The sequence below is a fragment of the Rhodococcus sp. 14-2483-1-1 genome (assembly GCF_002259335.1).
Lineage (GTDB): Bacteria > Actinomycetota > Actinomycetes > Mycobacteriales > Mycobacteriaceae > Rhodococcoides.
The window spans coordinates 208,591-221,822 of record NZ_NPFX01000006.1 but is presented as its reverse complement, the minus strand read 5'-3'; the positions used below and the strand labels follow the sequence as shown (position 1 = coordinate 221,822).

15 protein-coding genes are annotated in these 13,232 nt (G+C 62.1%); 7 read left to right on the top strand and 8 right to left on the bottom strand.

The window, feature by feature from the left end; genetic code table 11:
* Nucleotides 1–57 precede the first annotated feature (57 nt).
* Entirely contained in the window at nucleotides 58–348 is a 291-nt protein-coding gene (locus tag CH294_RS06200; protein WP_094737326.1) for a hypothetical protein, read from the top strand.
* 6 nt (nucleotides 349–354) lie between these two features.
* Here the strand turns inward: CH294_RS06200 and CH294_RS06195 are convergent, their stop codons facing one another.
* Nucleotides 355–840, bottom strand: a complete 486-nt coding sequence (locus tag CH294_RS06195; protein ID WP_249305093.1) for a DinB family protein — start codon at nucleotides 838–840, stop codon at nucleotides 355–357.
* A 361-nt stretch (nucleotides 841–1,201) separates the two neighbouring features.
* Here CH294_RS06195 and CH294_RS06190 point away from each other — a divergent pair, with 361 nt between their 5' ends.
* Entirely contained in the window at nucleotides 1,202–2,332 is a 1,131-nt protein-coding gene (locus CH294_RS06190; protein WP_094737379.1) for a transposase, read from the top strand.
* 206 nt (nucleotides 2,333–2,538) lie between these two features.
* On the opposite strand, the gene CH294_RS06185 is transcribed toward CH294_RS06190, so the two are convergent.
* Both CH294_RS06185 and CH294_RS06180 read right to left on the bottom strand, forming a co-directional pair.
* Nucleotides 2,539–3,573: a hypothetical protein gene (locus CH294_RS06185; protein WP_094737325.1), complete on the bottom strand. Its 1,035-nt coding sequence runs from the start codon at nucleotides 3,571–3,573 to the stop codon at nucleotides 2,539–2,541.
* Complete coding sequence (locus CH294_RS06180) at nucleotides 3,570–4,814, bottom strand: hypothetical protein (protein WP_094737324.1); 1,245 nt, start codon at nucleotides 4,812–4,814, stop codon at nucleotides 3,570–3,572. Before CH294_RS06180 ends, CH294_RS06185 begins: the two co-directional genes overlap by 4 nt.
* 451 nt (nucleotides 4,815–5,265) lie before the next feature.
* On the opposite strand from CH294_RS06180, the gene CH294_RS27205 reads away from it, so the two are divergent.
* Entirely contained in the window at nucleotides 5,266–5,637 is a 372-nt protein-coding gene (locus tag CH294_RS27205) for a hypothetical protein (RefSeq protein WP_141216457.1), read from the top strand.
* A gap of 84 nt (nucleotides 5,638–5,721) precedes the next feature.
* Nucleotides 5,722–5,907 carry a hypothetical protein gene (locus CH294_RS06170; protein WP_094737322.1) on the top strand — a complete coding sequence of 62 codons (186 nt, stop codon included), beginning with the start codon at nucleotides 5,722–5,724 and terminating at the stop codon, nucleotides 5,905–5,907.
* A gap of 74 nt (nucleotides 5,908–5,981) precedes the next feature.
* On the opposite strand, the gene CH294_RS06165 is transcribed toward CH294_RS06170, so the two are convergent.
* Entirely contained in the window at nucleotides 5,982–6,617 is a 636-nt protein-coding gene (locus CH294_RS06165; protein WP_094737321.1) for a DUF1109 domain-containing protein, read from the bottom strand.
* Nucleotides 6,618–6,882: 265 nt separating this feature from the next.
* Between CH294_RS06165 and CH294_RS06160 the strand changes: the two genes are divergently transcribed.
* Both CH294_RS06160 and CH294_RS06155 read left to right on the top strand, forming a co-directional pair.
* Nucleotides 6,883–7,641, top strand: coding sequence for an SMI1/KNR4 family protein (locus CH294_RS06160; protein WP_249305091.1), 759 nt, complete (start codon nucleotides 6,883–6,885; stop codon nucleotides 7,639–7,641).
* 98 nt (nucleotides 7,642–7,739) lie between these two features.
* On the top strand, nucleotides 7,740–8,333 hold the full coding sequence (locus CH294_RS06155) for a GNAT family N-acetyltransferase (protein ID WP_249305090.1): 594 nt from the start codon (nucleotides 7,740–7,742) through the stop codon (nucleotides 8,331–8,333).
* 44 nt (nucleotides 8,334–8,377) lie between these two features.
* Here the strand turns inward: CH294_RS06155 and CH294_RS06150 are convergent, their stop codons facing one another.
* Nucleotides 8,378–8,995, bottom strand: a complete 618-nt coding sequence (locus tag CH294_RS06150; protein WP_094737318.1) for a class I SAM-dependent methyltransferase — start codon at nucleotides 8,993–8,995, stop codon at nucleotides 8,378–8,380.
* Between the two features lie 107 nt (nucleotides 8,996–9,102).
* A complete protein-coding gene (locus CH294_RS06145) occupies nucleotides 9,103–9,984 on the bottom strand; it encodes a sensor domain-containing diguanylate cyclase (protein ID WP_283164492.1) in 882 nt (293 codons plus the stop codon).
* A 150-nt stretch (nucleotides 9,985–10,134) separates the two neighbouring features.
* Between CH294_RS06145 and CH294_RS06140 the strand changes: the two genes are divergently transcribed.
* Nucleotides 10,135–10,566 carry a hypothetical protein gene (locus CH294_RS06140; RefSeq protein WP_094737316.1) on the top strand — a complete coding sequence of 144 codons (432 nt, stop codon included), beginning with the start codon at nucleotides 10,135–10,137 and terminating at the stop codon, nucleotides 10,564–10,566.
* Here the strand turns inward: CH294_RS06140 and CH294_RS06135 are convergent.
* The gene (locus CH294_RS06135) at nucleotides 10,493–11,932 is read right to left on the bottom strand and encodes an FAD-binding protein (RefSeq protein WP_170944605.1); all 1,440 of its coding nucleotides are present in this window, start codon (nucleotides 11,930–11,932) and stop codon (nucleotides 10,493–10,495) included. The two genes, CH294_RS06140 and CH294_RS06135, sit on opposite strands and share 74 nt — an antisense overlap.
* Nucleotides 11,929–13,176 (bottom strand): MFS transporter, encoded by a 1,248-nt coding sequence (locus tag CH294_RS06130; protein WP_170944604.1) that lies wholly within the window; start codon nucleotides 13,174–13,176, stop codon nucleotides 11,929–11,931. The genes CH294_RS06135 and CH294_RS06130 overlap by 4 nt, the downstream gene beginning before the upstream one ends.
* Between the last annotated feature and the right edge of the window lie 56 nt (nucleotides 13,177–13,232).

Genomic DNA, 13,232 nt, shown 5'->3' with positions numbered 1-13,232 from the left:
GAGTTTGTTCACGAGTAGTCTGGCCGCGATGTCCGTCCGTCGACTCCGGGAGTTCTGATGACCTCACGCTTGCCCGACGTGTTCAGCCCGTCGGCCGTGCAGTACGGCGAGACCGTCAGAGTGGACGACCGCACGACCATTCTGCCGGTATCGCGTCGATCGACTCGGGGAGCAGAGACCGCCGTGGGGTTGTTCACCATCGCGGACGGTACGGCCACGTGGACTCCGGCTGTCGATATTGGCCGCATCCATCTGATCGGTGCACTCACCGGCCTCATTGCAGCGACACTGGGATGTGCGGCGGTGTTGAGGCGGCCACCGTGGCCGAACGTCACCATCGATCGTTGACGTAGCTCATGCCTGACGAAGGACGTCGCGTGTGAGCTCGAGCTGGCCGAGGTGCTGGGCCAGCTCGCGCACCAGGTGGGTCAACACCCACTCCGGGGTGGCGGTTGCGAGCTCAGGGCGCGTGGTGCCCATGACGGTCCGATCGCGAATCCCTTCGCGTAGTGCGACATCCACCCACTCGGGTAGACGCGCCCGAACATCATCGAGCCGCGTGATCACATCGTCGACCCGGCCTGTGGCAGTGAACTCGGCGGCGCGGTCCCGCGGGATTTTCAGGCCGGCGATCACCGAGCCCGCCCAGTACTCGATCACGGCGACGCAGTGGAACACAATGGCATACGGACTGTTGGCACCCGGCAGATCCGGTTTCGTGTTGGCCAACTCGTCCCCCAGGTCCCGCAGGATCTCCGTCATCGACGACAGGCTTCCGCCGGTGATCGCCAGAACGGCGTCAGCGACCCGGCTTTCGGCGTCGTCCTGCGACGTCACCACTGGTACGACTCGAAGTCGGTGGGGATAAATCCGGACAAGTCGACATCTGATTTGCCTTGCATCATCGGACCGTACACCCGGGCCGCAACGACGCCGGATCAGATCCGACGGGTGACTCGAACCACCGCGTCGCGCAACGTCTTCGAGTGACCGTCTTGTCCGCCGACCGTCCTCGAGCGTTCGGCTTCGGTGTCGACGCGCCAGGCGGAGGCGTCGAACAGGGCGGCCGCCCGCCCGTCCTCACTAGTCCCTCGTGTGTCTTTTCGCTAGGTTGTTCTGTGCCTACCTCCTTCGATGCCCGGTTCGGCGGCTTCGAATACCTTCAGCAAGTTCGACGTACATCTGGTCAGGAGTGAATTTCTTGTCGAGCACCGGGACCGTGTCGGTCGATCACCATCAATTCGTCGTGGGATCTCCGAGCGCTGAAACCTACGAACCCTCAACGACCGGCAGCGTCATCGAAGTTGGTCCCAACTTCGTCACCATCATGACCGGCGTCGCGTACGGACCGGTAGCCGTGAGCATCGAGACGCTCGATGCACACCCCGGAGAACCGAGCACACCCTCGGAATGGGAAGTGATCGAAGAAGCCACGATCAAGGTCACCGCATCGTTCCGAGTCCTCAGCCTGGACGGCGAGGCCGCGTCCGACTTCTCCGACATGCCGATCCGCAAGGGTTGGAATACGTTTCGAGTAAGCGCGAGAGGGCGCGATGCACGCTGGGATCTGACTGTCAGCGAGCCGACCGAGGAGTACCTCGTACAGATCTGGAAGACCACTCGTCCCGCTCCGATGCGTCGAATACACAAGCGCGACAAAGCATGGGACGACGACATCGTCACCCACAGGACACGTAACTGGTGGGACCCCGACCCGGCCGGGGACGCAACCCTGTACCTCAAATACGGCTACGAGCAGATGGCTATCTGGGCCAAACAAGAAGCAATCGACTGGGGTGGCAGACCTCCGACCGACAAACTCCGACACACTGCCTACGCCAAGCAATTCGCCGCTCACGACAGAATGCTCGTCGACGCGTTGGCCCGCACTCGCGCACCGAAGCTACGAAAGATCGCAGCTTGGGCAGCGCGACGTGCCTACACGATTGCCGGTGTTGCCGATATCGAATGGATACGGGACGGGCTCGACGCATTGGACAACGGAACCCCGTTGCCACCCCCGTTCACCGACCGACACAGCACGGCCGTCATCGATGCCTTCAACGCTGACGAACGAATCCAACTGTGGACCACATCCGAGAGCGGTGACACAGCGCCCACTGCCGCGTTGGCCGCTGTCAACGCGTTGACCGACGCCAGCTGGACCGATCCACTGCCAGCCTTGTTCAACGTCCTGTGGACCTTGCTGAAAACCCAAGGCTCTGATTACGGGGGCCTCATCGCGGACCTACGGCATGCGTTCTATCCGAAATTGGCCCCGGCGGATCAGTACGAGAGGTGGATTGGACTTACCGTAGACGACGTCCCCTGACCGCCGTCACGACAGGATCGAAACTCCGCATTCGGCAGAGACCAGGAGCCGGGCCTGTTCATCGCGGCAAGCGAAGATCCCGAAATGGTAGACAAGAAACGCGTCTGGGAAATCCGCAGGAACACCCGCCTACGCCTTTACCTGGAGAGTTCAACGAAATCTGAAGTGCTGCAACAGTATGCAGCACATTTGTGGTGACGCTGCCGTTAGGGCGAGTCGCTTTTCTCATAGAGCTGCGGATTCAGTGGAGGAGTACCGACCACATCTTGGCCTGGGTGAAGCACGTGTTGGAGTTGCGCCAGTGTCGTGTCGGTCAAACTGCCCGGTCCCAGGCCTAGTGCGCATGCCCAGTCGAACTCGTCGGTCGACCATGCCCGGATCGGCGTCGGGTAGTGAGCGGTCCAGTTCACGGGGAGCAACCAGTCTTCGCTCGATCGCGCACGTCGCCACAATCTGCCGGCACCCTTCTCGAAGTGGGCTTCGAAGCCGTCTGGATGGTCTGGATCCCGCCGCACCTCGGTCGGGGTGAAGTCGACCAGGACATCCGCCTGTATCCGCTGTGCGCTGACGTTGTCGTGGAACCATCGCATGTTGTTTCTCGATCGTTCCACCTCTCGCGCCCGATCCTCGGCGAACACGTTACGAGGCATTCTGACCGGGCCGGACCATATGAACGTCGAGTCCGGCAATTCGTCCGACACATCGCAGTCGACGTACGCCGCACTGCCCTCCTCTGACTTCTGCTTCAACACGGCCCCGGTCTCGATGTCGATCGTCAGCACCATCGGCTGGCCCTTGCTGCCGGTCTGCAGTTCCACGTTCCAGCATCGACGTCCGAGGAATTCGACTTCTTCGATAGGACGCGTAGGTCTGGTGAGGCCCGGCCGCGCCCAGTGTTCGACCGGGCGGGACACGATCAGATCCCGGCCCGGGTCGGGTATCCGTGTGTTGAGCTCGTTCGTTTCGATCGGATCTTCGTGACCTGCCTCGAACACCCAACATGTCTGGCCGTCGGCGATGAACAGCGGTTTCCCGTCGAGGGACTCCATACGTGTCATTCGACCGAAACGGAACAGGCGGATCGCGCCGAGCCCGAAACCCACATACGACGGAACGATGCCGTAGTGCCCGTCGTAGACGCTTCTCGGACCGTTGTCGGCGTGAATTGCGCGGGCGATACCCATGACCGGCCGCTGCGGACCGTCGACGATCTCGAGCAGCACTTCGACCCAATGCGTCATACGTACAACACCCCTCCGACGGCGCGCGACCGATCCGGGTAGGCGCGGGTGTCTGCCTGCTCCATCAATTCCGTAGGGACATAGGAGGCTATATCGTCGAGACGTTGACCCTGTTCGTCGTACAGGTTGAGTCGAGTTACCAAGGTGAGCCCCTCGTAGTCATCGTGGGTGAAACTGATGTGCAATCGGCCATGTGGCCAGTCCCCGACGAATTCGGCCCGCACGTCGTGCATTCTCTTCGAGAGCTGTCGCCCATGGAGTCGACGAACGCAGTACCTGACGTACGACGCATGATCAGGAGGCTCGGGAGCGACGGGACGGCAGTAGCCCGTGATGTCCAGATCGTCTATCGCTGTTCGGAGTTCGGACTCTGCTGTGTCTGTCGACAGCCGAACAAGGTGGCGCTCCGAATTGAATTCGTCTGCAGACCTCACAAGAAGCCAGAGCTGGTCACCGTGTGCGGTGCCCTCGTAGGCCCGGACCCCGGGCAGTTCGATCTCACGTACCGGCACCGACGAACCGCCACGGAATGCGTTCACGAGGAGAGCACCGCCGTGTCTGTCTGTCACGCCCCAGTGCCATCGGACGCCATCGCCGAACGCGCGCTTGCGGCGGTGCAGTTCGTTGTACGTGGTGTCTGCGTACTCGCTGGTGTGCCATGCGCCGTCGGCTCGGGATCGAGCGTAGTCGTCGAGTTCTATGCGACTGTTACTCGCATCCAGCGGTAGATGAATCCACGACTTGGATTGTTGGAGAACATATCCTGCCGGAGTCGGGGTATCGCGATAGGTGCGCGACCATGGGGTGTGCTCGACGCCCAGACGGACCGACTGTTCGTCGAAGTCGGCTGCGACGACAACCCCGTCGACGTCGATCGTAGAGGTGCCTCCGCCCGGGTATGCCAGGAGCAGAGGTGGTCGCGGTCGCGGGCGGGGGAGCGGAGGCTCCTCCGCGGTGCGAGCGACGTCGTCACGCGTGCGTGTGGGTCGAAAACACCATGCTCCGGACGATCCCGCGGTCAGCAGATGTGTGCCCTCGAGGTACTCGGCGTGATGTACCCCGTCCACGGTCACGCAGGCCAGAACATCGGTTCCGCGGTACTGAAGCCAGACACGGTCTTCGTGGGAGGCAATCGTCAGCGCAGGTGACGATGAGAGTATCTCGGGCCAGGACACGATCCGATCGACCTGTCCGGAAATCGTTTCGAGAAGTGCTGCAACAGGCTGGGTTTCGTCGATCACCCACAGTCGGTCGGCAGCAAATCGAATATATCGTGGGCGCAAGAGTCTGCGCTCGGACGACGGGGCGCTCATGCGCCTTTCTGCAGTGTCATGACTGAGACACTACCTCACCCTGTTCGACGTGTAGTCTGAACCTCTTCGTCCCCGGACGGAGTATCCGGGAGTGTTTACGAATGCCAGCACACGACAAGCCCTCTGCAGGTGTCCCATGATGCCACGAGAGCGCGATGATATCGGTCATTACATCCTTGCGGGGTACGTGACCATCGCGGAAGCTCAACGGCTGCAAGTCAATCCACCGCACAGGTCGGTAGTTCGGGATTTACGGGATAACCTTCTCGTCCACCTCAGTGCGTATCCTCTCGGCGAGGCAGGGCCAGGCTCAGGACTTGCGGAATTGCAGGTGTTCGGTTCGGCTATCGAGCGCGAGCCCGCGGTCTGGGCGAAAGACATGGATGACAGGGTCGGTCGGCACATGATTGCCGTCGGACGGACCGTCACGCGCGAGTCCCGGGAGCAGGCTCGCTGGGACATGTTGTTGCCCTTGGGCTCACCTTCGACAGACCGATGGCAGGCGGCCATCAACGTTTTCACCCGCGTGATCAGCTCGCGGGCCGTGGAGGGCTTGATTCATCCTGTTCTCGCAGCGAACTCGATATGCGGGTGGCCAATTCCTGGGCCGTTGAACCAGCCGGATGTGCCCGGTATTGCGATGATCGGAACCATGGAGCGGCTGTTCGATTCGTGGAAGGACGATCGCGGACAACGAGACGCGATCGAGCAGGACATGATGGACGCGTTCCACGCTGGGACCTGGTCGTGACGGTTCCAGAACCTGCGGCCGATCCGATGGTGCAGATGCGGCCGTCGGGCGGGCTTTGACGGTCTCCACCCTCACCTTGATCCGTTGCGCAGCAACGCTTTTTTCCTGGTCGTCGAGGAAGCTACGGCACCCGAGCTGCGCGATCCGAACAGCTGGCTTCCGCAGCTCATTCCGGTCACGGCGCTGCTTGTCGTCGTCCCTTGCATCGCGGGGGCTGCGGGAAATATGTACGTAGTGGGCCGGCTGAACGCGCGCGAGATCTTGCGTTAGCGGTGTCGACGATGCACAGCCGGCATTCTTCCGACGATTCCCTTCGTACCCTCACTACTGCGGAATTCAGCGGATCAGTCTCGGTACACCGATTCGTATCGGTACCAAGGACCGTCGAGGTGAGTCGAGGAGAAATCTACGTCGCCCAGGCCGTCCGGTTCATGCTCAGGTGAGTACACCCATCCGCTTGTGAAGCTGAAAAAGATGGTCGAATTGTCGACGAAATAGACCTCTCCCGACGGACCGCCTCGTGCACGATTGATGTCGAAAGGACCGATCTCGAACTCATCGCGTGACGAGCCGGGATTCTCCCGGATGTCGACGGCAATGGCCTCGAACTCGCTGCGCTTGTCGAGGAAGGTCGTACTTGGCCCCCACACCACGAACGCGAAAGCTGCAGAGACGATGACGGGCGCAGGAAGTATCCACCAGGACCAACGTCGGTCGCGGCCGAGCACGTAGAGGGTTCGGATTGCCCACACCAGGCCAGTGACGGCCAAAACCACAAGGACGACTAGATGGGCAAGTAGTGGGTCGGCCCAGGTGTGTGCGCCGAACGGAGACGGCCACCAATTTCGTTTGACGCAGACCCATACCGCAGCGGCAGCTGTCACGAAGGTCAGCAGTATTGGACCGGGTGGCTTCGCCCGTCTCTGCTCACCCGTGAGATGGTGATGCACCCACCTGTCGAGCGACGTCATTCTCGCCATCGAACCAGCGTATCGGCCTACAGCCTGCGGCCGATCTCGAACGCTGTACGTCAGTACGGTTGGTGACAGCCCGAAAGTGAGGAGCAAGGTAATGGAATGGCACGTATCGGTGTTCAACCCGGAAACCAAGCGGAGTCGGTTGCGCAGTGGGGAAGCCCCTGACCGTGAGGCAGCGATCAGGTCGATTGTCGGCAACGGGCGCGAGCTCGCGCAGGAGCTGGGAAGCAAATTCGGCAACGTAGTCGTAGACGATCAGCCGGGCAACATGGTGAACTTCGGCGAAACCTCACTCACCGACGAACAGATGGCTGAACGAGTACAGGCAGCCATCGAGTACGAACAGCAACGAACGGCCGAGCGTGAGAGAAAAGCTGCTGAGTGGACGGAGTCAGCTCCTCCTCCACCTGCACGTGAGCCAGGTACAACAAAGTTTTCGACACCGGCGGCCGACGTCGGTCAGCAGTGGGCCCGTGTCGCTCAGTGGCTGAATGTGCATCAAACCCATCAGCCGGCTGCGGGCGCTGAGCCGGAGGCCATTACCGAGGCAGAGGCGCGCTCCGGAGTCACGTGGCCCACCGAACTACGCGAGCTCTTCCGCCACGTCAACGGCATACCTGCCGACTCATGGTTTCCATTGTTTCCGTCGCATCATCTGTTCGACCTCGAGCAGGTAATCGATGAGCGCGAAGTGGAGCTCGAGGTCTGGAGCCAGTTCGGCGATGAGGCAGAAAAGGGCGGAAGCAACGCGGGGGATCCTGCAGGTACCTGGTTACCTGAGTTCATTCCGTTTGCCGGGGTCGACGGCTACTTTCTTTTTGTCGATTCCAGACCTGGGCCCTTGTGGGGCTGTGTCAGCGAGTTCGAGAAAGTGGGTGCCGACGATCGTGGGCCGCAGTGGATTTCCCTCAGCGCCATGCTCGCCGACCTAGCCGATGCCCTGGATACCGGCGGCCCATTCGCGGAGGTGTGGCGCCCGAGCATCGTAGGCGGTCAGCTGGAGTGGACGTACGAGGCGAACGGGTAGGAAGGCCGATACCCCACGGCGTTCGACGCGGGGCATCCCGCGAAGCGGCACGCAGGGGCACCGCGCATCGCCAGTTCGGTTCTGCAAAAATGAGACTCGTGCCCATTCTGGTCGAACCCGCTATTCCCCAGGGATCATTTGTCGGTTCTGCTCAACCCGTCATCGAGGTGTCGCGGTCGGTCTCGCTGCGCCCGTGGGATGGGGGCGATGCTGCAGCGGTGGTGGACGCGTTCCAGGACCCACTCATTCAACGATGGCACGTCCGGCGTGCAGATTCCGTCGAGGAAGCAGCGGAGTGGATCGAACGGTGGCAGTCCGAGTGGCACAAGGAATCCGGAGCCCATTGGGCTGTGGTCGATTCGTATTCGAATCTTCTACTCGGGCGAATCGGGTTGAAGAGTATCGATTTGTACGACGGAACAGCCGAGCTGGTGTACTGGATGACTGCATCGGCGCGTGGGCACGGAGTGTGCTCGAACTCAGTGATTGCTGTGGCGCGATGGGCTTTCAGCGAAATGACGTTCAATCGGATCGAGCTCGAGCACTCGGTCGACAATGCTGTTTCGTGCCGCGTCGCGGGAAGGGCCGGGTTCCAGTTGGAAGGGACTCGTCGTAGGTCAGCACGTCACGCGGACGGGTGGCATGACATGCACGTACACAGCCTCATTCGGGGAGACTCGAATGAGGGCTGAATGACCCTTGGCTCGTGGGGGACAGACGCCATTGCGGCACCGGATCAGATCGGACGGGTGACTCGAACCACCGCGTCGCGCAACGTTTTCGAGTGCACACCGGTACCGACGACGGTCCTGGAACGTTCGGCCGCCGTGTCGATGCGCCAGGAGGCGTCGAACAGAGCAGTGATGTCTTTCGCGGTGACGGTGGCCTCGTGCGGCGGCTGCTCGTCGTCCCCGTGTGAATGGTGATGCCCGCCGTCGTGCAGGTGCCCGACGATGAGCAACGAACCGCCCGGTGCCACCCACTGCGCGATGTGTCGATAGAAGTCCAATTGCGGAATCGACGGATGCGCGTAGTGGGTCATCACCAAGTCCCATCGCTCGTCAGGACTCCAGGTGGTCAGATCGGCTTCGATCCAGGTGACGTCGACGCCCGCCCCCTCGGCCTGCTGCGCGGCGGTGGCGAGAGCGGCGGCGGAGATGTCGGCACCCGTGACCCGCCAACCCTGCCCGGCCAGCCAGATCGCCTCCGCTCCCGCGCCGCAGCCTGCGTCGAGCGCGGTGCCGGGTGTCGACCCTGCTGTTTCCTCCACGAGGTACGGATTCGCTGCGACGGTATGGGATGTTCTGTCATCCCAATGGTGCTCCCAGTAGTCCTTGTCGAATGCGTGAGTCATCGATCGTCCTCTCCTGGTGGCGTACAGATGCCAGAGTGTCAGCTCACACGGGTTTATGGCAAGTGAATTTGCTGGATCAGCAAGTTCCACGAAGCGCTCGCACCGTCTCAGTGAGGTGCGTCGGTGACCATTCGATTGCGGCCGGCGCGCTTCGCCTGAAACATCAATGCGTCGGCTCTGTCGAGTGTGTGGCGAAGACCTTCGTTCGGTCGCTGGAGCGTGTATCCGGCCGAGAACGTCACACCCGACGGCGTGGTGGCGGCTGCAAGAGCCTCGAGTGATCGAAGAGCGCCCCGACGATCGCAGTTGCGCAGAGTGATCACGAATTCCTCTCCGCCCCAACGTGCTATGAGTCCATCGACGCCGATGCACTCACGGGCTGTCGACGCGAAGTCGCGTAGCAACGCGTCGCCGGCTGCGTGGCCGAAGTTGTCGTTGAACTGTTTGAAATGGTCCAGATCGAGAACCGCAACGACGGTGTCGACCGAATCGCCGTCGACGACGGACACCGCGTAGTCCGACCAGCCGCGACGGTTGAGTGCACCGGTCAGCTGATCTGTTCGGGACGCGCGCAGGATGCCGTCCTCGACTTCCTTTCGGTCGGTGATATCGAGAGCGGCAGCGAGAGTCCACTCGGCATCGGACGGACCGGTGAAAGGAACCAGAGTCAGGAGAACCCAGCGAATCTCGTCGTTCGGTCGAACGAACCTCACCTCGACCTTCACGGATTTGTCCGCGGCGGTCCCGGCGGCCATCAGATCCTCGACGCTGTCGTGGAGTGCGAGGTCGTCCGGGTGAGTGTGCACCGTCGCGGATCGCCCCAACAGTTCCGAGTAGGACAAGCCGACGAGATCGCAGTAGGCGGCATTGACGTCGACGAACAATCCGTCGGCGTCGGAGAGAGCCTGCGCCACGGGGCTGGAGGCGAACATGCGCCGGTACCAGTGATCCTCCACGACGCAACGACCTGCTTTCTCCCCTTCCTGCATCGGGAGTCTAGTCGAGGTCGGGTCGAGCTCATCGGCACGTGCGTCTGCTGGAAGGCAGCAAAACTGGCACGAATGTACGACTTTTGGGAACCGTTTGCGCTCGGGCATCGTCGAAGTAGTGGGGCAGCCGGCCGACGATGGGGGTTTTAGATGATGACGAAGTGGCGAGAAGTGACGAGCGCCGAGTGCCAAGAAGATTTCGACGATCTACTCGACGTGTGTGTCGAGATCGCCGCCGAACGAATCAGCGAGAGGTGGGGACTCGAACCGGTGGCTGTCGTCAATCACCTCTCGCTCGGTCAGAGGGTTTTTCCTTCGGAGGGGCAGGCGGATGCGTCGTCGACCATGTCGGTTCATCAGCAACTCGTCGGTCGGCTACGGGCGACGTCCGACGATCTTCGCTCGTACGCCATCGTGTCCGACGCGACCGTCGAGGGGGCGTCGGACACTCATCTCGAGGTTCTGCTCGAACACCGCGAATACGCGATGCGCATTCTCGTGCCCTACCTCATGCCGGATGCGAAGACATTCGATCTCGGTCCGATGAGAGCGGTTGTGGGGCAGCGTCTTCTGTGGGGATGATGGCGGCGGTCGCGATGGTGGAGCCCAGTAGGCGCCCCCCGTTCAGGGCGCGGAGTACCGAGGTGGCTCCTGGGTAGGTGTTGTAGTAGATCCCAGCAGATTCGCCTACTGCATAGAGGCCGGGGACAGCACTGCCTGCGGTGTCCAGAACTCGTCCCGACGCATCCGTCGCCAGTCCACCGAAGGTGAAGGTGATGACGCACGCCAACGGCCAGGCGAGAAACGGTGCCTCGGTCAGTGGCCGGGCCCAGTTCGATTTGGGCGGAAGCAGCCCCTGTGTGCTGAGGCCATCGCAGGAGTGTGGGTCGAATTCACCTGTGGTGCAGGCATCGTTGAACCGAGTGATCGTCCATTCGAGCTCGTCGACCGGGACGTCGATACGCTCGGCCAGTCCGGCAACTGTCGACGCGGTGTACGGCGGGCGGTCGGTGAGGATCGCCCGGTCGATACCGACGATGTCGAGCAGCCGAGAATCGGCTATGAGGTAAGCACTTTGGTGTGCATCGCGCCAGATCCGGTAGGCCAGCTCCTCGAAGGTGTTGTCGGGTGAGTCGGACCCTTCGTCGAGGAACCGCCGACCGTGAGAGTCGACGACGATGCCGTAGGGGTACGCCATCACCAACGCTTCGGGCCGAGTGGACCGCGCATCGGTCGGCTCACCGTGGAAACGGTCGTATTGGCCCCCGCGGGCTGCGCCGTTGTGCACGGCGAGTTCGATGCACGCGCCGTCGTTGTAGTTGCCGCCCGGGGCGATGGTCCGCATGGCCTCGGCCGTGGGGCCGAGGTAGCGTTTCCGCAGGTCGGGTGACCCCTCGAAGCCGCCCGCTGCAACCACTACATGGGCGGCCCGCACGTCGTATGCACCGTCGGGTCCGTCGATCGTCACCTCCCAGCCTTCGTCGAGTCGAGCCAGTCCGATCACCTTCGATTCGTAGCGAAATTGGGCTCCGAGTCGTTCGGCCGACTGCACCAGCTTCTCGACGATCGATGCTCCACCGCCCTGCGGCATGAGCCGCGGACCCTTGGATGTGAGGAAGTACGTGTTGTCGGTGACGAATCGGATGTCGTGTGTGCCGCTCAACCATTCGATGGTCTGTCGGCATCCCAGAGCGAGGGCGTCGATGTGCTCGCTCGGGGTCCGTCCCTCGCTCAACGAGTGCATTCGCTCGACGAAATCGATCGACGGGTCACCCTCTGCGGTCGTACGAAAGAACGACGATGTCCATGCCGTGTTGCCACCGCGATGGCGTACCGACGCGCGCTCGAGGACCAACAGTTGTGCGCCCGGTGAGTGCTCCAGAATGCTGACGGCACTGGCCAATCCGGCCGCACCGCAGCCGATGACGATCACATCCACATGCTTCATGACAAGTCCTCGTTCTCGGTCGGTCGAACTTTCCGGGGGAGCGTCAGTGCGACGATTGCGGCGAGCGCCATGCAGCACAGGCACAGAACGGTGACGCCGTTCCATCCGTGGGAATGGAACGTGGCGGTGGCGACGGTGGCACCCACACTGTTGGCCACGTAGTAGACGGTGAGATAGAGAGCCGACGCCTGCGCTCGTGCGGTGGACACCGAGGAGCTTGCGCTCGCCGATGCCACGACGTGGCCGGTGAAAAATCCGGCGGTGACGATCGACAGGCCGATCGCGATGGACACCAGTGAATCGGCACGCGTCACCACGGTTCCCACTGCTGCCAGAACTGCACCGGCGAGAAGCGTCCGGTTCACGCCGATCTTTCCGGCGACGCGGCCCACGCGCGGGCTGATGACTGTTCCGACCAGGTAAATGAGGAAGAACGCTCCGACTGCACCCTCGGTGAGACCGAAAGGATCTGCCTCCAAACGGAATCCCAGAACCGTGTACACCGCGCCGAACACCACCATGAACAGTGCGCCGAGGAGATACAAGCGCAACAGCAGGGGGTTTCGCAAGTGAAGGCCGAGCGTTCTCACCAGTGCTCGGGGAGTCAGGCGCTGTTCCGGTCGAGCGCCCTCGCCGGGTATGAGTAGCCGAAAAACGACGGCACACGCCATGGAGGTGAATCCGAGAACGCCCAGAGCGATCCGCCAGCCCGCGTATTCCGAGACCATCCCCGCAAGGAACCTCGAGCCGAGTCCGCCGATGCTGTTGCCGGACAGGTAGATCCCGATCGCTGCGGTGGTGTACCGCGGGTCCACTCGATCGGCCAGGTATGCCATCGCGGTGGCGGGCAGGCCGGCCAATGCCAATCCCTGAACGGCACGCAACGAGATCAGCCACCATGCGTTGGGAGACAGTGGAAGTAACACTCCGATGGCAGCGGCGGTGAAGATCGACGCCGTCATCACCGGTACGCGACCGACGATTTCGGACAGGCTGCTCATGGGGATGAGTCCGATGGCAACGCCTGCGGTGGTGGCCGAGATAGTGAGACTGGCAATCACCGGAGTCACGTGAAGTCCGGATGCCAACTGGGGCAACAGACCCTGGGTCACGTACAGCAGCAGGAACACGCTCACGCCGGCACTGAACAGAGCCACCATCGCACGCCGATACCGAGGGTCGGTCGGAACCAGGAGTCCAGTGCTCCGACGGTTCGACGAGGCAGTGGCGGTGTCGTTGGTCATGGCTGCGACAGTAAGCAGATGCTGCAGATGCGTCCAATGATCAATTGACCTATTAT

Coding starts and splice junctions, on each gene's coding strand:
- CH294_RS06200 (WP_094737326.1), top strand. CDS start 58: ATGACCTCACGCTTGCCCGACGTGTTCAGCCCGTCGGCCGTGCAGTAC.
- CH294_RS06145 (WP_283164492.1), bottom strand. CDS start 9,984: ATGCAGGAAGGGGAGAAAGCAGGTCGTTGCGTCGTGGAGGATCACTGG.
- CH294_RS06165 (WP_094737321.1), bottom strand. CDS start 6,617: ATGGCGAGAATGACGTCGCTCGACAGGTGGGTGCATCACCATCTCACG.
- CH294_RS06130 (WP_170944604.1), bottom strand. CDS start 13,176: ATGACCAACGACACCGCCACTGCCTCGTCGAACCGTCGGAGCACTGGA.
- CH294_RS06185 (WP_094737325.1), bottom strand. CDS start 3,573: ATGACGCATTGGGTCGAAGTGCTGCTCGAGATCGTCGACGGTCCGCAG.
- CH294_RS06150 (WP_094737318.1), bottom strand. CDS start 8,995: ATGACTCACGCATTCGACAAGGACTACTGGGAGCACCATTGGGATGAC.
- CH294_RS06160 (WP_249305091.1), top strand. CDS start 6,883: ATGGTGAACTTCGGCGAAACCTCACTCACCGACGAACAGATGGCTGAA.
- CH294_RS06135 (WP_170944605.1), bottom strand. CDS start 11,932: ATGAAGCATGTGGATGTGATCGTCATCGGCTGCGGTGCGGCCGGATTG.
- CH294_RS27205 (WP_141216457.1), top strand. CDS start 5,266: ATGGATGACAGGGTCGGTCGGCACATGATTGCCGTCGGACGGACCGTC.
- CH294_RS06140 (WP_094737316.1), top strand. CDS start 10,135: ATGATGACGAAGTGGCGAGAAGTGACGAGCGCCGAGTGCCAAGAAGAT.